General features: G+C 67.9%; 20 protein-coding genes. 8 read left to right on the forward strand and 12 right to left on the reverse strand.

The window, feature by feature from the left end; all coding sequences use genetic code 11:
- Positions 1–57: 57 nt before the first annotated feature.
- The gene (locus FQ137_RS14890) at positions 58–1269 is read right to left on the reverse strand and encodes a trans-acting enoyl reductase family protein (RefSeq protein WP_149293417.1); all 1212 of its coding nucleotides are present in this window, start codon (positions 1267–1269) and stop codon (positions 58–60) included.
- Between the two features lie 228 nt (positions 1270–1497).
- Between FQ137_RS14890 and FQ137_RS14895 the strand changes: the two genes are divergently transcribed.
- Positions 1498–1686, forward strand: a complete 189-nt coding sequence (locus FQ137_RS14895; RefSeq protein WP_149293418.1) for a hypothetical protein — start codon at positions 1498–1500, stop codon at positions 1684–1686.
- Between the two features lie 75 nt (positions 1687–1761).
- On the opposite strand, the gene purQ is transcribed toward FQ137_RS14895, so the two are convergent.
- From purQ to FQ137_RS14910, 3 genes are all read right to left on the reverse strand, one after another.
- The gene (purQ, locus tag FQ137_RS14900) at positions 1762–2439 is read right to left on the reverse strand and encodes a phosphoribosylformylglycinamidine synthase subunit PurQ (protein ID WP_149293419.1); all 678 of its coding nucleotides are present in this window, start codon (positions 2437–2439) and stop codon (positions 1762–1764) included.
- Positions 2436–2690, reverse strand: coding sequence for a phosphoribosylformylglycinamidine synthase subunit PurS (gene purS, locus FQ137_RS14905; protein WP_149293420.1), 255 nt, complete (start codon positions 2688–2690; stop codon positions 2436–2438). Before purS ends, purQ begins: the two co-directional genes overlap by 4 nt.
- Positions 2691–2853: 163 nt before the next feature.
- Positions 2854–3351: a glutathione peroxidase gene (locus FQ137_RS14910; RefSeq protein ID WP_149293421.1), complete on the reverse strand. Its 498-nt coding sequence runs from the start codon at positions 3349–3351 to the stop codon at positions 2854–2856.
- A gap of 63 nt (positions 3352–3414) precedes the next feature.
- On the opposite strand from FQ137_RS14910, the gene FQ137_RS14915 reads away from it, so the two are divergent.
- Positions 3415–3693 carry a helix-turn-helix transcriptional regulator gene (locus tag FQ137_RS14915; protein ID WP_149293422.1) on the forward strand — a complete coding sequence of 93 codons (279 nt, stop codon included), beginning with the start codon at positions 3415–3417 and terminating at the stop codon, positions 3691–3693.
- Positions 3690–4244: a hypothetical protein gene (locus tag FQ137_RS14920; RefSeq protein ID WP_149293423.1), complete on the forward strand. Its 555-nt coding sequence runs from the start codon at positions 3690–3692 to the stop codon at positions 4242–4244. Before FQ137_RS14915 ends, FQ137_RS14920 begins: the two co-directional genes overlap by 4 nt.
- A 156-nt stretch (positions 4245–4400) precedes the next feature.
- Here FQ137_RS14920 and FQ137_RS14925 read toward each other — a convergent pair whose 3' ends face one another.
- The 5 genes from FQ137_RS14925 to FQ137_RS14945 form a co-directional block, all read right to left on the reverse strand.
- Positions 4401–6623, reverse strand: coding sequence for a S9 family peptidase (locus FQ137_RS14925; protein WP_255584400.1), 2223 nt, complete (start codon positions 6621–6623; stop codon positions 4401–4403).
- Positions 6620–7513, reverse strand: a complete 894-nt coding sequence (locus FQ137_RS14930) for a phosphoribosylaminoimidazolesuccinocarboxamide synthase (RefSeq protein WP_149293424.1) — start codon at positions 7511–7513, stop codon at positions 6620–6622. Before FQ137_RS14930 ends, FQ137_RS14925 begins: the two co-directional genes overlap by 4 nt.
- A 70-nt stretch (positions 7514–7583) precedes the next feature.
- Positions 7584–8447, reverse strand: a complete 864-nt coding sequence (locus tag FQ137_RS14935; RefSeq protein ID WP_149293425.1) for an alpha/beta hydrolase — start codon at positions 8445–8447, stop codon at positions 7584–7586.
- A gap of 79 nt (positions 8448–8526) precedes the next feature.
- Entirely contained in the window at positions 8527–9693 is a 1167-nt protein-coding gene (locus FQ137_RS14940) for a cell wall metabolism sensor histidine kinase WalK (RefSeq protein ID WP_149293426.1), read from the reverse strand.
- Positions 9690–10388 (reverse strand): response regulator transcription factor, encoded by a 699-nt coding sequence (locus FQ137_RS14945; RefSeq protein ID WP_149293486.1) that lies wholly within the window; start codon positions 10386–10388, stop codon positions 9690–9692. Before FQ137_RS14945 ends, FQ137_RS14940 begins: the two co-directional genes overlap by 4 nt.
- Before the next feature lie 248 nt (positions 10389–10636).
- Here FQ137_RS14945 and FQ137_RS14950 point away from each other — a divergent pair, with 248 nt between their 5' ends.
- The 5 genes from FQ137_RS14950 to FQ137_RS14970 all read left to right on the forward strand — a co-directional run bounded on the left by FQ137_RS14950 (position 10637) and on the right by FQ137_RS14970 (position 15882).
- A complete protein-coding gene (locus FQ137_RS14950) occupies positions 10637–11257 on the forward strand; it encodes a DUF305 domain-containing protein (protein ID WP_149293427.1) in 621 nt (206 codons plus the stop codon).
- 155 nt (positions 11258–11412) lie between these two features.
- Positions 11413–13506, forward strand: coding sequence for a heavy metal translocating P-type ATPase (locus FQ137_RS14955; protein WP_149293428.1), 2094 nt, complete (start codon positions 11413–11415; stop codon positions 13504–13506).
- Positions 13503–14108, forward strand: coding sequence for a CueP family metal-binding protein (locus FQ137_RS14960; protein WP_223146524.1), 606 nt, complete (start codon positions 13503–13505; stop codon positions 14106–14108). The genes FQ137_RS14955 and FQ137_RS14960 overlap by 4 nt, the downstream gene beginning before the upstream one ends.
- 23 nt (positions 14109–14131) lie before the next feature.
- Positions 14132–14392 (forward strand): SHOCT domain-containing protein, encoded by a 261-nt coding sequence (locus FQ137_RS14965; RefSeq protein ID WP_255584401.1) that lies wholly within the window; start codon positions 14132–14134, stop codon positions 14390–14392.
- Positions 14389–15882 carry a multicopper oxidase family protein gene (locus tag FQ137_RS14970; protein ID WP_149293429.1) on the forward strand — a complete coding sequence of 498 codons (1494 nt, stop codon included), beginning with the start codon at positions 14389–14391 and terminating at the stop codon, positions 15880–15882. The genes FQ137_RS14965 and FQ137_RS14970 overlap by 4 nt, the downstream gene beginning before the upstream one ends.
- Before the next feature lie 85 nt (positions 15883–15967).
- Here the strand turns inward: FQ137_RS14970 and purB are convergent, their stop codons facing one another.
- Genes purB through FQ137_RS14980 form a run of 3 tightly spaced genes read right to left on the reverse strand, consistent with a single transcriptional unit; the run spans position 15968 to position 18791 of the window.
- Positions 15968–17407, reverse strand: a complete 1440-nt coding sequence (gene purB, locus FQ137_RS14975) for an adenylosuccinate lyase (RefSeq protein ID WP_149293430.1) — start codon at positions 17405–17407, stop codon at positions 15968–15970.
- Between the two features lie 22 nt (positions 17408–17429).
- The gene (locus FQ137_RS15425) at positions 17430–17573 is read right to left on the reverse strand and encodes a hypothetical protein (RefSeq protein WP_188065100.1); all 144 of its coding nucleotides are present in this window, start codon (positions 17571–17573) and stop codon (positions 17430–17432) included.
- 42 nt (positions 17574–17615) lie between these two features.
- Entirely contained in the window at positions 17616–18791 is a 1176-nt protein-coding gene (locus FQ137_RS14980) for an aminotransferase class I/II-fold pyridoxal phosphate-dependent enzyme (protein WP_149293431.1), read from the reverse strand.
- Positions 18792–18826: the final 35 nt, after the last annotated feature.

An 18826-nucleotide genomic window follows, 5' to 3' on the forward strand; every position in this document is an offset into this window, starting at 1 on the left:
GGAGAGTCTAGTCGTCCCACGCCGCCGGGCGAATCCGTCGCCCGGCGGGGCCGCCGGTCAGCTCGAGAGGACCTCAAAAGTGAGTCCGCCGCGCTCGAGCCGGTCGAGCAGCGCGTCCCCCATCGCCTCGGCGGTGGTGAGCTGCCCCGAACGGGCCGGCAGGTCGTCGAACGCCAGGCACAGCGCTGACTCGGAGATCATCATCGACGTCTCGGTGTAACCGGGGTCGCCGCCCGACACCCGGGTAACCACACGACGGCCGCCCGCCAGCGCCACAAAGGTGACGTCGAACGACGACCGCGCGCGACGCTCCTCGCTCGGCCCGCTGCCACGATTGATGCGTTTTAGGATCTGTGACCGGATCGGCCCGATCTGAACGCCCGCCGCGATCGCACCGACGCCGGCCATCCCCGCCACGGCCGTGAGCGGGGACTTCAAGGACGCGTAGTGGGCGTAGGAGAAGTCGGGACCGTACGAGTCGAGCGCGGCGGCCGAGCGGAGCACCACCTGTGGGTCGATGGTCGGCAACGGGACCAGCCAGCGGTCGAGCGTGGAGTCGTGGTGGGGTTTGCCCGCCACGGACCTGATCCGCCGGCCCTCCGCCTTGCCCTGCTTGTCGCGCCGCTTTTTGGCCGCGCGACCGGCCTCGCGCAGTCGGGTGAATTGCCCGATGGCCGAGTGGAAGGTGCCGCCGGAGAATTGCGCGTCGGCGTGAACGGCGCCGTAGACGGTCACCGGCACTCCCTCGGGTACCTGCTTCATCGTGTAGTAGACGCCCAGGTCGTGCGGGATCGAGTCGAAGCCGCACGCGTGCACGATGCGGGCCCCGGAGGCCACGGCGGCGTCGTGGTGCTCCAGGTACATCCTGTCGACGAACTCCGGCTCGCCTGCCAGGTCGACGTAGTCGGTGCCCTCGGCAGCGCAGGCGGCGACGAGGGGCTCGCCGTACTCGAGGTAGGGACCGACGGTGGTGATGACGACGCGGGCGACGCGCACCATCTCCGTCAACGAGGTCGGGTCCGAGGTGTCTGCCATCACGACCCCCGGGGCTGGGACGTCAGGGAAGTCGGTGGCCAGGCGTGCGACGAGTGCGTCCAGCTTGGTGCGGGATCGACCGGCCACCGCCCACGATCCGCCCACCGGCATGTTCCGCATGAGGTACTCGGCTACGAGCCCACCGGTAAATCCGGTCGCACCGTAGAGAACGATGTCGAACGGACGATCGGACTTGTCCGGCGCAGCGGCGGGCTGGTTGATTGATTCGCTCATCCCACGGTTCTACAGCATCCGACGAGCAATGCGGCTAGTGTCAACCCCGTACACTTCGTGGCGCGCGCCCGCGTTCTCGGCAGTGCTGATAAAAGTCGGGCGCCCGTGCTGTTCGCCGGGTGGCGACGCTTACCGCACTATGTCGAAACACACAGTATTTTCGTGGCGACCTGGGCATGATGAGCGCGTGCGACCGCCCCGGTCACACACTGACAGAAGGATATCCCCATGGACCTCAGCGGCTCCCTGGCCACCGCCACCTGGCCGATAGTCGAGACTATGTACGGCAGTCTCGGCGCAGGCACAGGCTCGTCCCTCATCGACACCGTGCTCCGAAGTCCGGTGGTACTGACGGGGGCCCTGCTCCAGCTGATGGCGGGTGCGGGCGCGGATGTGGGCAGCACGCTCGGCGCGTGATCGGCAACCAAGCAGTGCACGTGGGCCGCTGACGATTCCTCGCAGCGGCCCACATACCTGTCGCGAGCACGACGCTCAGACGGTGACCACCGCGTCGAGCGCCGACAGGAACAGCCCCAGCCCGTCGTCGGAGGGCCCGGTCAGCGGGTCGATCGCGTGCTCCGGGTGCGGCATGAGGCCCACCACCCGCCCGTTCTCGGACGCGATTCCAGCGATGTCGTTGGTGGAGCCGTTGGGGGCGCCACCCGCGTAACGGAACACCACGCGGCCCTCACCCTCGAGCTGCTCGATCGTCTCCGGCGCGGCCATGTAGCGGCCCTCACCGGATTTGAGCGGGATAAGGATTTCGGCGCCCTGCTCGTAGCGCGAGGTCCAGGCGGTGTCGTTGTTCTCCACACGCAGCCACTCGTCGCGGCAGATGAAGTGCATATCGCGGTTGCGACCCATGGCGCCGGGCAGCAGTCCGGCTTCGCACAGGATCTGGAAGCCGTTGCAGATACCCAGCACGGGCATTCCGCCCTTCGCGGCCGAGATGACCTCGCCCATGACGGGGGCCATCGAGGCGATCGCGCCGCAGCGCAAGTAATCGCCGTAGGAAAAGCCGCCGGGAACTACCACCGCGTCGACGCCCTTGAGGTCGGCGTCGTCGTGCCAGAGCGAGACGGCCTCGCCGCCGGCACGAGTGACGGCACGTGCGGCGTCGATGTCGTCGAGTGTGCCGGGGAAGGTGATGACGCCGATCCGTGCGGTCACGAAGCGACCTCCGCGGTGTCCACGCGGACGACCTTCCAGTCCTCGATCACCGTGTTGGCCAGGAGTGACGAGGCGATCTCCTCGAGTTCGGCATCCGACACGTCGTCGGCGACCTCGAGCTCGAACCGCTTGCCCTGCCGGACATCGGTGACTCCGCCGTGACCCAGGCGGCCCAGGGCTCTATGTATGGCCTGACCCTGCGGATCGAGGATCTCGGCCTTGGGCATGACTTCGACGACGACTCGGGCCACGGTGGGAACTCCTCGATCGGGCGGCTACGCGGAACGGCCCCGGACCGGCCGGGACTCGCACCACGATCCTACCTGCCACTGGTTGCACGACCGAAAGCTCACGTGACTCCACGACGACGAGGTGCACACCGGATTGGCGAGCCCGGCGGTCCCGCCCATGCCGTCAGACCGGAAGAGTCTCCTCGATGGCCTCCACCAGTTCGGGGGCTCCGGGCTCGACCTTCGGGCGGAAGCGGCCGACGACCTCCCCCGAAGGGGAGAGCAGGAACTTCTCGAAGTTCCACTGGACGTCGCCCGCCTCACCACCGGCGTCGGCGACCTTGGTGAGCTCGGCGTAGAGCGGATGGCGATCCGGACCGTTGACGTCGACCTTGGCCGCAAGCGGGAAGGTGATCCCGTACTTGCCCGACGTGAACTCCTTGATGGCGTCCTCGTCGCCCGGCTCCTGGCCCATGAACTGATTACACGGGAACCCGATGACGAAGAGACCGCGGTCCCGGTAGTCGTCGGCCAGTTCCTGCAGTCCCTCGTACTGCGGGGTCAATCCGCATTCACTGGCGACGTTGACCACCAGGACCGCGTGGCCTGCGTAATCGCCGAGGCTGACCTGCTCGCCGTCGATGGTTGTGAACGAGATGTCGTGGATGCTTCCGGAGCTCATGTGATCCAGCCTACCCGCAACAAGTCGTTGACAAATTGTTGGGTTTTCACAACAGTTAAGTGCATGAGCCCAGTCCGACGGGGAGAAAAGCTCCCCATCCACAACCGGATCGCCGTCCTGCGGGCCGAGCGCCGCCTGAGCCGTGCGGCGCTCGCCGAGCAGATCGAGGTCAACCCCCAGACCATAGGGGCGCTCGAGAGAGGCGACCACTACCCGAGCCTGGATCTGGCCTTCCGGATCTGCGCGATCTTCGACCTGCCGGTCGAGGCCGTGTTCTCCCGCGAGGAGTTTCAACCGATGTCCGCCGAGATCTACCGCCCCACCCGAGAGGACCGATCATGACCGCCTACCGCGTCGACACCCTCACCCGATCCGAGCAGCGCTTCGAGAAGTTGCAGACCCGGACGGAGGGCATGTTCCCGTCGTGGCGAACCCCTGCACGACGCCGACTGCTCGTCGGCCTCAACTGGGCGAGCCTGGCGATCATGACCGCGATCGCGGTGGCGGGCTACTTCTGGTTCCCGATCATCCTGGCCTGGCTCCCTATGACCGTGGTGATCTGCGTGGTCTGGACGATGCTGCGCATCACCATCGACTCCAAGGACACCGCCCCAGCCCGATACCTGGACGAGTTCGAACTTGTGACGCTCCTGCAGGCGCGCTCGCGGGCACTCTCGCTGGTTACCGGCGGACTGTTCGTGATCTCGATGGTGCTGATCTTCGGCTCGAGCTTCGAGATCGGCGACGGACACCGGCTCGCCTACGTGATGGGAGGCCTCGGCATCCTCACGTTCATGGCCGGGGCGGTCATTCCCGCAGCGGCGATGACCCACACCATGGCCCCCGAGAGCGCGGACAACTTCGCACCCCCCGCTGCCGCCGACGGCCGCTGACAGCCGCTGACGGCCGCTGACGACTTCGTGTCCCCCCGCCATGCCCAGGCACAGCCGCGCGCAAGAACTGCAGTCGCACACGACATTTCGAGTGCGGCTGCAGTTCTTGCGCGCGGCTGCGTTGAGCGGGCGGGCCGGCGGGCGGGCCGGACGGGTCTAACCGGCGCCGACCGTGCGAACCGTCCACGCGTACTCGAACGCCATCTGACGCCACCTCTCGTACCGCCCCGACACGCCCCCGTGACCCGCGCTCATCTCGCATCGCAGGAGCACCGGCCGGTCAACCGAGTTGGCCGACGGGGACACCGCACGCAGCTTGGCCACCCACTTGGCGGGCTCCACATACAGCACCCGGGTGTCGTTGAGCGAGGTCACCGCGAGGATCGCCGGGTAGTCCTTGGCCTCGATGTTCTCGTACGGGGCATAGGAGGCCACGTAGTCGTAGACCTCCTCCGAGTGCAGCGGATCGCCCCACTCGTCCCACTCGATGACCGTGAGTGGGAGTTCCGGCATGAGGATCGAGGTGAGCGGATCGACGAACGGCACCACGGCCTGGATGCCCGCGAACAGTTCAGGGGCCATATTGGCGACCGCCCCCATGAGCAACCCACCGGCACTGCCGCCCTCCGCCACCAGCCGGTCGGGCGAGGTGAGTCCGGAGTCGACCAGATGCCGGGCGCAGTCGACGAAGTCAGTGAACGTGTTGCGCTTGGTCAGCGTCTTGCCGTTCTCGTACCAGAGCCGACCCATCTCACCGCCGCCGCGCACATGCGCCACAGCGTAGACCATCCCCCTGTCGAGCAGCGAGAGTCTGGCCACCGAGAATGCCGGATCGATGCTGGTCTCGTACGAGCCGTAGCCGTACAGCAAGGCCGGCACCCGCTCACCGGCGTCGACGCGGGCCGCGGTGTCGGAGGACATGACCAGCGAGATCGGCACCCGGGTGCCGTCCCCGGCGGTCGCCCAGTCCCGGCGTTGCACGTACCCGCTCGGGTCGTAACCACCGAGCACCTCCTGCTCACGCAGCAGTGTCCGCTCGCCGCTGGCCAGATCGAGCGAGTAGACACGGCCCGGCGTGACGAACGAGCCGAAGCCGAACCGCAGGACAGGCGCGTCCCACTCCGGGTTGGATCCCGGACCCGAGGTGAACAGCTCCTCGTCGAACTCGACGGGCTCGAAACGCGAATACGCCGCCGACCCGGCCGCAGATCCCTGATCGAGCGGCATCAACGCGAAGCGCGGCAGCGCCCCCTCGCGGTATCCCAGCACCAGCACACGCGCGAAGGCGTCCACGCCCTCCACCCGGACGTCGTCGCGGTGGGCCACCAGCGTGCGCAGATCCCGCAGCTCGCCCTCGATCGGGCCCACCGGCGCCTCGACCACCTCGTAGTTCGGGGCCCCGTCGTTGTGGGTGACGATGAACCGGTCCTCGCCGCCGACCACCGCGTGTTCGACGTCGTACTCAACGCCCTCCTGCCGGGGCCGCACACACCAGAACTCGCCCGCAGGATCGTTCGAATCCAGGCACCACACCTCCGTGGTGATCTTGGACCCCGCCGCGATCTGCAGAAACTTCTCACTGCGTGTCTCGCCCACCCCGATCCAATAGGACTCGTCGGGCTCGTGGAACACCTTGTCGTCGTCGTCGCTCGACGTGCCCAGGCGATGGCGCCACACAGTGTCCGGACGCCACGCCTCGTCGACCGTCACGTAGAACACGTACCGGCCGTCTCGGGACCACGTGACCCCGGCGGCGATGCCGGAGATCTCCTCGTCCGGGGCGACATAGTCCGGGTCGAGTGAACGGAAACGCAGCGTGTAACGCTCGTCGCCCTCGGTATCGGTGGCCCAGGCCAGGACCCTCCCATCATGGCTGACCGAGAACGCGCCGAGGGCGAAGTACTCGTACCCCTCCGCCTCGGCGTTGCCGTCCAAAAGAAGCTGCTCGCCCGGCAACTCCACGCCCGGCGAGACCTCCGGCGGGGCCCAGCCCGCCGGGTCCGACGGGTCGTCGACGAACTGTTGCGGTACCGGGACCCGGCAGTGGCGGGCGTACGAGCGGCCCTCTTCAGTGCGCGAGAAGTACCACCACCCGCCGGAACGCACGGGCACCGACATGTCGGTCTCCTTGACGCGGGAGCGAATCTCCTCGTAGACCTCGTCCTCCAACGGCTTGAGGTCGGCGGTCATCGCGTCCGTGTAGGCGTTCTCTGCCTCGAGGTATTCGCGGGTCGCCGGGGCGTCTTTGTCACGCAGCCACTCGTAGTCATCAATGAACACTCGCCCGTGGTGCTCGCGGCGGTGCGGGCGGCGCTCGGCCTGCGGCGGGGCGGGCGTCTGACCCGTGGCGATGGCGTCAGTCGTATCGGCGGTGCTCACGCGACGTCCTCCCCGATCCAGTCGGAGAACGACAGGCCCGAGATGCGTTCGTACGCCTCGACGTACCGCGCCCTGGTCGCGTCCACGACCTGCTGCGGAAGCGCGGGCGGCGGGGCGTCAGAGTCCTTGTTCCACCCCGACTCGGGACCGGTGAGCCAGTCCCGCACGAACTGCTTGTCGAAACTCGGCTGCACTCGGCCCGGCGAATACCCGTCCGCCGGCCAGTACCGGGACGAATCCGGGGTGAGCACCTCATCGGCCAGGATCAACTCCCCGTCAGCCAGACCGAACTCGAACTTGGTGTCCGCCAGGAGTACGCCGCGGTCCGCGGCCATCTCGGCGGCCCTCGAGTAGATGTCCAGGGTCGCCGTGCGCAGCCGCTCAGCGAGCTCGGCCCCCACGATCGCGCTCAGCTGCTCGAACGAGATGTTCTCGTCGTGGTCCCCCACCGCCGCCTTGGTGGCTGGGGTGAAGATCGGATCGGGAAGGCGACTGGCCTCGACCAGCCCCTCGGGCAGCTCGATACCGCACACCGTGCCCGACTGCCGGTACTCCACGATTCCGGACCCGGTCAGGTACCCACGGGCCACACACTCGGCCTGCACCATGTCGAGGCGGCGCACCACCATCGCTCGCCCCAGCACCTCGGCGGGAATGCGCTCGTCGTCAAGCGGGCCGGCGAGGTGGTTGGGCATGTCCAGGGCGTCAAAGAAGTACGCGCTCATCGCGGTGAGCACGCGACCCTTGTCCGGAATGGGAGTGTCGAGTACGTGGTCGTACGCGGAGATACGGTCGGTGGCCACGAGGAGCAACGTTTCGCTGTCGATCTCGTACAGCTCGCGGACCTTTCCGGCAGCGAGGTGGTGGTAGGAGGAGAGGTCGGGTCGCATGACGGCCAGCGTAGCCGGAGCCCGAATCCAGAACGGATGCCGTCACCGTTCGCCCGCCCCCCGCCGCCGCTCAGCCCAGTCGGGCGTCGAGCCACTCCCCCAACGCCGCGTACGCGTCATCGGCGCACAGGTCATTGAACAGTTCGTGGCGGCCACCCTCGAACTCCCGGTAGGTGATCTCCGGACGCGGATCATGGTCCGAGCCGGCGATTTGCGCGAAGCGTCGCGCCCCCTTTGGTGAGGTGATGGTGTCGGCGGAACCATTGAGGACCAGTGTCGGCAGCCGCAGCCCGCGAGAGCGCTCGATGAGCCGGAGCCCACCCGCGAGCATTGTCCCTGCGGACAGCGCTGGCACGCCCTTGTGGTGGACCAGCGGGTCGGAGGTGTAGTTCTCCACGTACTCGGGCACCCGGGAGATCTCGCGCGGATCGAGTTTCTCCACCGGTAGGAACGGAAGGAGGCGGGCGATCACGGGCGCCGCCGCGCGCAGTGGTGCCGGGGTCTGCTCGCCCACAACGAGCCCGGGTGAGGAGAGGATGAGGCCCTTGAGATCCCACGGTCGCCGGAGTGCCGATTCGCCGGCGATGAGTCCGCCCATCGAATGCCCCATCAGCAGACGGGGAAGGGACTCGGCCCCGCCGCCCTCGTCCGAGCGGCACCATTCCGCCACCGCGTCGCGAACCGCGAGATTATCGCCGATGTGAGTCTCCATCGACACCCTGGCGCGCGGTCCGGGAGCCGTGCCATGGCCACGCAAATCGTAGGTGGCCACGCTGATCCCTCGGTCCGTGAGGAACCGGATGGTCCGCCCGTACCGGCCGGAGTGTTCCGCGAAACCGTGCACCAATAGCAGCAACGCCCGGGGCTGGTCTGCATGGTGCAGGGTCGCCTGCAGGCCGGAGGTGCCGGGGACGGGGATTACGGTCTCGCGCATGGCCGTCACACTAGCGGCCTGCAGCTTATTCACACCGCACTTCTGGCGGACCCCTCTTCGCAATGTCTCCGTTGGTGCGCTATTTCCGTATCGGGAGGTCGACGGTGAACTGGGCGCCCTCTCCCACTCCGCCGCTGTGCGCGCGGATGCGTCCGCCGTGTGCTTCGACGAGCGCACGACTGATTGTCAGCCCGATGCCGCTGCCACCGGCGGCCCTATCGCGGGCGGCGTCCACACGATAGAAGCGGTCGAAGAGATGGCCCAGGTGTTCGTGAGCGATACCGTCACCCGAATCGGAGACGATGATGCTGACCACATGCGGTCGCACCCGGGTGCTGGTGATGGTGACGACGCCGCCTGCGGAACTGTGCCGTAGCGCGTTGCTAAGCAGATTTCCCAATACTTGGCCGAGGCGGTCGGCATCGACCGTGACAGCGACCGAATTAGTGATTCGGGCTCGGAGTTCGACGTTCTTTTTCTCGTAGTGCTCCCGGGCTGCCGAGACGGCCGTAGAGACGAGGTCCCCTGTTGTGGTCGACACCGGTTGAAGACGGGTGTGATGTTCGTCGGCGTTCGAGACGTCGACGATGTCGGCTGCGAGGCGTTCAAGTCGCTTGGTAGCCGACCGGAGCACATGCCGGGTGTCGTCGTCGAAGTCGCGGACGCCGTCGTCGACTGCCTCGAGGTACGAGTCGAGTGTGGCGATCGGCGTCCGCATCTCGTGCCCGAGATCAGCCAACATCCGCCGCCGGGTGTTCTCGGTGGCGTCGAGACGTCGAGCGAGTTCATTGACACTGTCGGCGAGCTCATCGAACTCGCGGCCCAACCCGGGGCTGTGGATCCGGCTGTCGTAGCGGCCGCCGGCGATGTCGGCGGTAGTCGAGGTCATCGCGGTGACGGACCGCTGGACCCGCCGGGTCAGATACCAGCTCACCACCAGCGCCAGGAGTACCGCTATGGCCACTGCGAGGCCCCAGGCGGAAACGATTGCCACGGTGAACGCTGTCTCGACGTGAGCGGCCTCGTTTGAGTCCTGGTCGATACCTGCCTGCCCCAGGTGGTCGTGGAAGATCCCGGGGGCCAGCGCAGAGGCAACCAGCCATGCGCTGACCGCACAGCCCACCACTACTACGGTCAGTGCGGCGAACAACCGGGTGCCGAAGCTCGACAAGGCGAGGACCGGACGACGTGGAGGGGAAGGGACGACCGCGAGGCCCGCGACCGGGGGCGTCGGACCGCCACTCATCGTCCGGTGCCCATCCGGTAGCCGACACCCCGGACGGTGCGCACATATCTGCCCCGGCTCGCCTCGTCACCGAGTTTCCGGCGTAGATGCCCGATATGCACGTCAACCAGATGAGCGTCGCCCACCCAATTCGGCCCCCAAACCGAGGCGATGAGCTGCGGCCTGGTGAATACGACGCCCGGTTCCCGCGCCAGGGCCAGCAGAATGTCGAATTCCGTGCGGGTCAGCGAGACTGGAACACCCGCTACCGAGACGTCCCGGCCGTCGCCGTCGATGTCCAGGTCCCCGAACGTGCGGACCGGTTCGCGGGGCACCGATCCCGCGGTTTGTCCGGATGCGACTCCGGTACGGGGGCGACGCATCATCGCCTGGACCCGGGCCATCAGCTCACGGGGGCTGAAAGGCTTGGTCATGTAGTCGTCGGCACCGACGGACAGTCCGATGAGGGTGTCAACCTCCTCTGTTCGCGCGGTGAGCATGATTACATACGCATCGGAATGGGTCCGTACCTGACGGCAGACCTCCATCCCGTCCAGGCTGGGCAACCCTACGTCGAGGACGATGACGTCCGGATCCGCCTGCCGGGCCAGCCGAACGGCGTCCACCCCGTCGCTGGTGATCATCACCTCGAAACCCTCGCGCTCGAGATAGGTACCCACCAGCTCGGCTAGGGCCCGCTCGTCCTCGACCACCATGGCCCGCAGGCCCGTGGGCGGGCGCACCGCGATCGCGTGTCCACCAACAGTTCCCAGTGCCCCCGGAGTCACCACCATGGCCAACATCATCCCCGGACGAGCGGTTCGCTGCCGTGGTGCGGAACCTTGATCAGACCTTCACATGATCTCCACACGAACGAAAGTGTCCATCAGACAGCTTGGGAGGCGAACTGTTGAACGCCGTCGTCGGATTCTTTTCCGTCGCCCCACGACAAGGACTTCCCACCGTGAACCGCACGCCGCTTCTGCTCAGCGCCGCCATCGCCGCCATTCTCGCCCTCTCCGGGTGTGCGAGCGACAGCGACGACACCGGCGCCGTGACCACCAGCTCCGCAAGCGCCTCGAGCGTCGGGGAGAGCACCACCGAGGTTGCCAGCGAGGCCACCCGGCACAACGAGGCAGATGTGATGTTCGCCCAGATGATGACGCCGCACCATCAGCAGGCGATCGAGATGAGCGACATCATTCTCGCGAAGGACGCCATCCCCACAGAGGTGATTCGACTGGCCGGAGAGATCAAGGCCGCCCAGGGACCCGAGATCGACCAGTTGACGGAGTGGCTCGGCCAGTGGGGGGAGCCCATCGCCCCGGATGGCGGCCACGAGATGGCCCAAATGGACGGCATGCTCTCCGACGATGAGCTGGCGCAACTCTCCGAGGCCGAGGGTGCTGGCGCCGCCCGGCTGTTCCTGGAACAGATGATCGGCCACCACGAGGGCGCGGTGACCATGGCGGAAGACGAGATCGCGGACGGAAGCTACCAGCCCGCCGTCGACCTAGCCCGGACCATCATCACCACCCAGCAGGAGGAGATCGACACAATGCGCGGTCTCCTTGACTCTCTGTAAACCGCAGGTGCCCCGCGATGTTCCGCCCGGTCGCCCCTACCGGTCGTCGCTGAAGGCGGAGAACGCCCGACGACGATAGCCTCGGGCACAGCTGGCGCGGCGGAAGTCGCACGCGGCCCCGTCCGCGCTCCCGACCGACACGAGGGTGTGAACAGATGACTCAGCCCGATACCTCCCCCGGCGACTCCCCGGCCGGCCACGGGGGCCACGGTGGACATGCAGGCCACGGTGGTCATGACGGGCATGAAGGCCACGAGCAGGTGTTCCGGCGACTGTTCTGGGTGATGCTCGTTATTGGTATCCCGACCGTCGCCTTCTCGCCGATGGCTGGCGACCTGCTCGGATACGGCGTCACAGGGTGGGCCCTGTGGGTGTCACCGGTGCTGGGCACCGTCATGTATCTCTGGGGAGGTTGGCCCTTCCTCACCGGCGGGGCCGACGAGATCCGGGCTCGTCAGCCGGGGATGATGCTGCTGATCAGCCTCGGTATCACCGTCGCCTTCCTGGCGTCCTGGGGTGCCACCCTCGGACTGTTGGAGAGCCAGCTCGAATTCTGGTGGGAACTCGCGCTGCTGATCGTGATCATGCTTCTCGGCCACTGGATCGAGATGCGCTCGCTCGCCCAAACCAGCTCGGCATTGGATTCCCTGGCGGCACTACTGCCCGACGAGGCCGAACGCGTCGTCGGGGACGATGTCGAGACCGTCTCCCCGGACGAGCTCCGGGTGGACGACGTGGTGATCATCCGTCCCGGCGGCAACGTCCCCGCCGACGGTGTTGTCATCCAGGGCGCCGCCAGCATGGACGAGTCGATGATCACTGGAGAATCGCGGACCGTCCGACGAGGTGAGGGGGACACCGTGGTGGCGGGAACCGTCGCCACCGACTCCGGGATGCGCGTCCGGATCAGCGCCATCGGCGACGACACGGCTCTGGCGGGGATCCAGAAACTCGTCGACGACGCCCAGAACTCCTCGTCCCGCGCCCAGCGCATCGCCGACAGGGCTGCTGCCCTGCTGTTCTGGTTCGCTCTCGGCGCCGCGATCCTCACCGCCATCGTGTGGCTCACGGTCGCCCACCCTGAGCAAGCAGTCGTCCGGGTCATCACCGTGCTGGTCATCGCCTGCCCGCACGCGCTGGGGCTCGCCATCCCGCTGGTGGTCTCTCTGGCCACCGCCCAGGCCGCCCGCAGCGGGGTCCTCATCAAGGACCGGTTGGCGCTAGAGAGCATGCGCACCGTCGAGGTCGTCCTCTTCGACAAGACCGGCACGCTCACCAAGGGGACCCCGGCGGTCACCGCGGTCGAATCCTCGGGCGACCTGGGCCGGGACGAGGTGCTCGCGCTCGCCGCCGCTGCCGAGACCGATTCGGAGCACCCGTTGGCCAAGGCCATCCTCACCGCCGCCGACGGGCGGGGACTCGACGTCGCCGCTGCCACCGATTTCGACTCCTCCCCTGCAGTGGGCGTGAGCGCCCGCGTCGACGGGCGCCGGGTCCAGGTCGGAGGCCCCTATCTGCTCGAGCAGGAGGACGCGCGAGAACTTCCGGTCGCTGACGACTGGCGCGAGGACGGGGCGATCATCCTGCACGTGCTCGTCGACGGCACAGTCGCCGGGGCTCTGCGGCTGGTGGACGAGGTCCGTACCGAATCCCGCGCCGCAGTCGAGGCATTGCACGAGCGCGGACTCGAGGTCGTGATGATCACGGGTGACGCCGACGCGGTGGCCGCCTCGGTCTCTGACGAACTCGGAATCGACCGATACTTCTCCGGGGTCCGACCCGAGGACAAGGCGTCCACGGTCCGCAGCATCCAGGACGAGGGACGTGCGGTCGCCATGGTCGGCGACGGGGTGAACGACGCGCCCGCGCTCGCCCAGGCCGACGTCGGGATCGCGATCGGCGCCGGAACCGATGTGGCGATCGCCTCGGCCGGGGTGATCCTGGCGTCTGACGACCCACGCGCTGTGCTCTCCGTTATCGCACTGTCCAAGGCCACCTACCGGAAGATGGTTCAGAACCTGTGGTGGGCGGGTGGCTACAACCTGCTCGCCGTCCCCCTGGCCGCAGGGGTCCTCGCCCCGGTCGGCGTGGTCATGCCCATGTCGGTGGGTGCGATCCTCATGTCCCTGTCCACCGTCGTGGTCGCACTCAACGCGCAACTGCTCCGTCGTCTCGACCTGCACCCGGACGCCCTCACCGCGGTGTCGACCCGCGCAGACTCCCCCAAGGAACTCCAGAGAGCCCCATGATGCGCTTACCCTCGTTTCGCCGCGGCGTGATCGTCACCGCCTTCGCTGCTGGCGCCCTGGCTCTGGGCGGGTGCTCGACCCCGAACCTCGGCCAGGAAGCGCCCCCGACTACCGCACCGGTATCAGTGCCGGACCGGCACGACCTGGCGGGGCTCGACGCCCGCCAGGTCATCGACCGGCTCGACGCCACGAAAGTTAATGAGCGCCCTGGGACCCTCTTGGCCTCCGTTCGCCCCGACAAGGTGGTGCTCACCGACACCTCGTCCGGCCAGAGCACCGCACTGCCGCTACCGGACGATCAGTTCTACCTGGCAGTGGCGCCGTACGAGCAGCGCACCCACGACTGCTACTTCCACAGCTTGACGACGTGCCTGGGAGAACAACCCAGCGAACGCATGCACGTCACGGTGACCGATAGCGCCACCGGACGGACGATCGTCGACGAGCCCCGGACGAGCTACGACAACGGCTTCATCGGCCTGTGGCTGCCGCGCGACATCGCCGCGACCATCACCGTCGACCACGACGGCGCCACCGCCACCGCCCCCATCACCACCGGCGACGACGACCTGACCTGCCTCACCACACTGAAATTGACCTGACGCTTCATTCGACCAAGGGGATCATGATGATGGGAAATTACGGGATCTGTGCCGGAATGAGCTGGGCATGGCTGTTCTGGATTCTGCTCCTCTTGGGCATCATGGTGGTCGCGGTCGTGCTGGTGAAGGCGCTCACCGATGGCCGACGACAGAGCGGACATCACGCGACAGAGGAGCGCCGGCCGCGGCCGCGGGACATCCTCGATGAGCGGTACGCACGCGGAGAGCTGACCACTGATGAATACCGGGAACGGCTACAGAACTTGGAGGAAGGCCCGCGGTGAGCCACCTGACGCGTCGGCAACTTCTCGCCCTTGGTCTTGCCGGCGCCGGCACAGCGGCCGTGGGTGGAACTGGCCTGTGGTGGACCGCCTGTCGCGGCGACACCACGTCCGGTGGTCCCTCTGGTGCCGGCAACGACCTCCTCGAGCCGGAGGTTCTGAACAGTCGTGACGGAGTGCTCGAGATGGCCCTGGTCGCCGCCCCCGCACGGATCCGGATCGGCGGGCAGGAGGCAAACGTCCACGCGTTCAACGGCACCCTGCCCGGCCCCACCATGCGTCTCCGGGGTGGGGACACGCTCCGGGTATCCATGACCAACGGCCTCGACGCGCCGACCAACCTGCACGTGCACGGGCTGCACGTCTCGCCCGAGGGCAACGGCGACAATCCGTTTGTGAGCATCGATCCCGGCGGGTCTTTCGACTACGAGTTCGCCCTGCCGGACGACCACCCGCCCGGGACATTCTGGTATCACCCGCATCGGCACGGCCACGTCGCCAATCAACTGGCCGCCGGCCTCTACGGAGCGCTCATCATCGAGAGTCCCGACCCCGTCCCGGTGTCCCGTGAGCGCACGCTGGTCGTCTCTGACATCACCCTCGACAGCGCAGGCAACCCGGTTGCCGCGTCCTCTCCCGAACAGATGCTGGGCCGCGAGGGCCAGACCGTCATGGTTAACGGCCAGGTCCGGCCCCGTGCTACCGCAGCACCGGGTGCGCGGGAGCAGTGGCGGATCGTCAACGCCTGTCCCTCCCGCTACCTCCGCTTGACCCTGGATGGCCAGACCTTATGCCTGTTGAGTCGTGATACCGGCCGCCTGCCCCGACCAGTCGACGTCACCGAGGTGACGCTGGCCCCCGGCAACAGGGTCGAACTGCTCGTGGGCGCCCGCCGTGGCACCTCCACCCTGCTCGCCACTCCGGTCGACCGCGGCACCATGCCCGGCATGATGACCGGCCCCTTGGCTGGCGCGCTCACCGCGCGCGACGAGCCGATTGAACTCCTCACCCTGGAGGTCACCGGGGCCCCGGCGGAAGAACTCGACCCTGTCCCGGCGGGTCCCGCTCTGCGAGACCTGCGCACCGAGCCCGTTGCTGACAGGCGGACCCTGGAATTCGCCATGGGCATGGGAGGAGCTCGAGGGATGAGAGGCCGGACGCGTGGGCCCGGATCGATGATGTCGTTCACCATCAACGATCAGCCGTTCGACGCGGATCGAACCGACATCACCGTCCGCGCCGGAACCGTGGAGGAATGGACCCTGATCAACACCAGCCCCATGGACCATCCGATGCACCTGCATGTGTGGCCGATGCAGGTCCTCGGCGACGAAGGCGGCAGCCCCACTTGGCAGGACGTGGTCAACATTCCTGCTTTCGGCCGCGTCACCGTCCGCGTGGCCTTCGGGGACATCGTCGGCCGCACCGTCTATCACTGTCACATCCTCGACCACGAGGATCTCGGCATGATGGGCACGATCCTGGCTCGCTGAGATCGGGTTTAGAGCGACCTAGCGGCCAGCGTTGCACACTGCTCTACGGGCGACCTATGCGAACGCGAGGAGGGTTCCAACGCGGTCAGAGGATCGCGCCGGGCGAGTAGCTGGCGGCCTCGGGGTGACGCGCGACGAGGGACTCGACGCGGGCGGCCACGGCGTCGACCTGGTCCCCGGCCGCGCCGACGAACGCGGCACGATCGGCCAGTGCCGCCTCGAGCGCCGCGCGGTCGAGCGGCAGACGGTCGTCGGCGGCGAGCCTGTCGAGGAGGTCGGGTTCGCGGCCCTCCTCGCGCATGGCCAGAGCAACGGCGACGGCGTTCTCCTTGATGGCCTCGTGGGCAACCTCGCGCCCGACGCCCGCGCGGACAGCGGCCATGAGGACCTTGGTGGTGGCCAGGAACGGCAGGTAGCGCTGCAATTCCTTCTCGATGACCGCGGGGTAGGCGCCGAACTCGTCGAGCACGGTGAGGAACGTCTCGAACATGCCGTCCAGTGCGAAGAACGCATCCGGCAGCGCTACGCGACGCACGACGGAACAGAACACGTCGCCCTCGTTCCACTGGGCGCCCGCGAGTTCGGCGGCCATCGAGCCGTAGCCTCGCAGCACCACCTGGAGTCCGTTGACACGCTCGCACGAACGAGTGTTCATCTTGTGTGGCATCGCTGAGGAGCCGACCTGGCCGGGCTGGAAGCCCTCGGTGACCAGCTCGTGCCCGGCCATCAGCCGGATGGTCTGCGCCAGCGACGACGGGCCGGCGCCGAGCTGCACCAGCGCGGAGACGACCTCGTGGTCCAGGGACCGCGGGTAGACCTGACCGACCGAGTCGAAGGTGCGGGAAAAGCCGAGATGCTCGGCGATCCGCCCCTCGAGCTGGTCCATCTTGGCGGCGTCGCCCCCGAGGAGGTCGAGCATGTCCTGCGCCGTGCCCATGGGGCCTTTGATGCCGCGGAGCGGGTAGCGCTCGAGCAGCGACTCGAGCCGCTCGAGGGCGACCAGCAGCTCGTCGGCGGCGGAGGCGAACCGCTTGCCCAGGGTGGTGGCCTGCGCGGCGACGTTGTGGCTGCGCCCGGCCATCACCGTGTCGCGGTGGGCGACGGCGTGCTCGGCCAATCGCCGGGCTGCGGCTACGCCCCGGTCGCGGACGAGTTGCAGCGATCGCACTACCTGAAGCTGCTCGACATTCTCGGTGAGGTCCCGGCTCGTCATGCCCTTGTGGATGTGTTCGTGGCCGGCGAGGTCGTTGAACTCCTCGATCCGGGCCTTGACGTCGTGCCGGGTGACGCGCTCGCGCTCGGCGATCGAGCCGAGGTCGACGCGGTCGATCACTGCCTCGTAGGCCTCGATGACGCCGTCGGGGACGTCGATGCCCAGATCGCGCTGCGCGCGCAGCACCGCGATCCACAACTGCCGCTCGAGCACGATCTTGTGCTCGGCGGACCACAGGGTGGCCAGGTCGGCGCTCGCGTAGCGCGAGGCGAGGACGTTGGAGATGCGGGGCTTACTGTTCTGGGCGGTCACGCCTCCCAGTATCGCAGCCCGATCAGGAGATCATCGAGCCGCCGGTGGACCCGGCGAGAATCTCACGGGCGTTGAGGTAGACCTGCTCCACCGTGAGGGGTGCCTGCAGCAGCAGCCACGGCCGGGTGAGGTAGACGCTGGCGGTAATGATCTCGGCGGAACCCATGCACCGACGGTAGCCGCTCGCGACTATCTGCGGGTCCGGTACCTACGTCAGCAGTACGGCCTCCAACCGATCCATGGCCTCGGCGATTTCGGAGGTGCCCCCGGCGAAACTCAACCGGACGGTGTGGGCTCCGTCGACGGTGTCGAAGTCGACCCCCGGCGTCAAGGCGACCCCGGTGCGCTCGAGGACCTGCGCGCACCACGCCACCGAGTCGTCGGTCCATCGGGAGACGTCGAAGTAGGCGTAGAAGGCGCCGTCGGGCGGGGCGATCTCTCCCACTCCCAGCTCCCCCAGCCTGCGCAGCACGAGGTCGCGGTTGCGGGCGTACCGCTGTACGTGGGCATCGAGTTCGGCCGCGGACTCGTCGGTGAACGCGGCGACAGCGGCATACTGCGCGTCGGCCGGCGGGCAGATGGTGAGGTTGCCGACGAGCCGGTCCACCGGGTCGCGCAGGTACTCCGGCAGCAGCATCCACCCGATCCGCCAGCCGGTCATGGAGAAGTACTTCGACACCGAGCCCATCACCACCGCCGCGCGGCTTGTCTGCCAGGCGCTCGCGCACTCGCGCCCGTAGGTGACGCCGTGGTAGATCTCGTCGCTGATCAGCAGCGTGCCGTTCGCCTCGCACCAGCGTGCGAGGGCGGCGAGCTCGGCCGCGTCGATGATCGTGCCGGTGGGGTTGGCGGGGCTGGCGACGATGAGTCCGGCGGGCGCGTGGCCCAACTCCGCCGCGACCGCCTCAAGCTGCGCGACGGTGGGTTGGTACCGGGTTTCGGGCCCGCAGGCGATCTCGTGGACGCGGCAGCCCAGTGCCTGGAGGGTGTTGCGGTAGGCGGGGTACCCGGGGCGGGCCATGACGACGGTGTCGCCGGGATCGAACGCGGCGAGGAACAACACGGTGAAGCCGCCGGACGACCCGGTGGTGACGACGACGTCGTCGGCGGTCACGTCCACACCGTCCCGGCGCTGGTGGTAGCCCGCGATCGCCTCGCGCAGCGGCCGGATGCCGAGTGCTTCCGTGTAGCCGAGGATCTCGGTGTCCAGGGCGTGGTGCGCGGCCGCGAGCACGGGCCCGGGGGCCGGGGTCGACGGCTGCCCTGCGCACAGTGAGATCACGTCCCCGTGCGTCTCCTGCCGACGGGCCGCCGCGGCCAGGACACTCATGACGTGGAACGGCTCGACGGCCGACCGAAGGGAGGGTTCGCGTGCGACGGTCATTCATCCGACGCTAGCGCCCGGCCAGGCGGCCACGT

The sequence above is a fragment of the Dietzia sp. ANT_WB102 genome (genome assembly GCF_008369165.1).
Taxonomy (GTDB): Bacteria; Actinomycetota; Actinomycetes; order Mycobacteriales; family Mycobacteriaceae; genus Dietzia.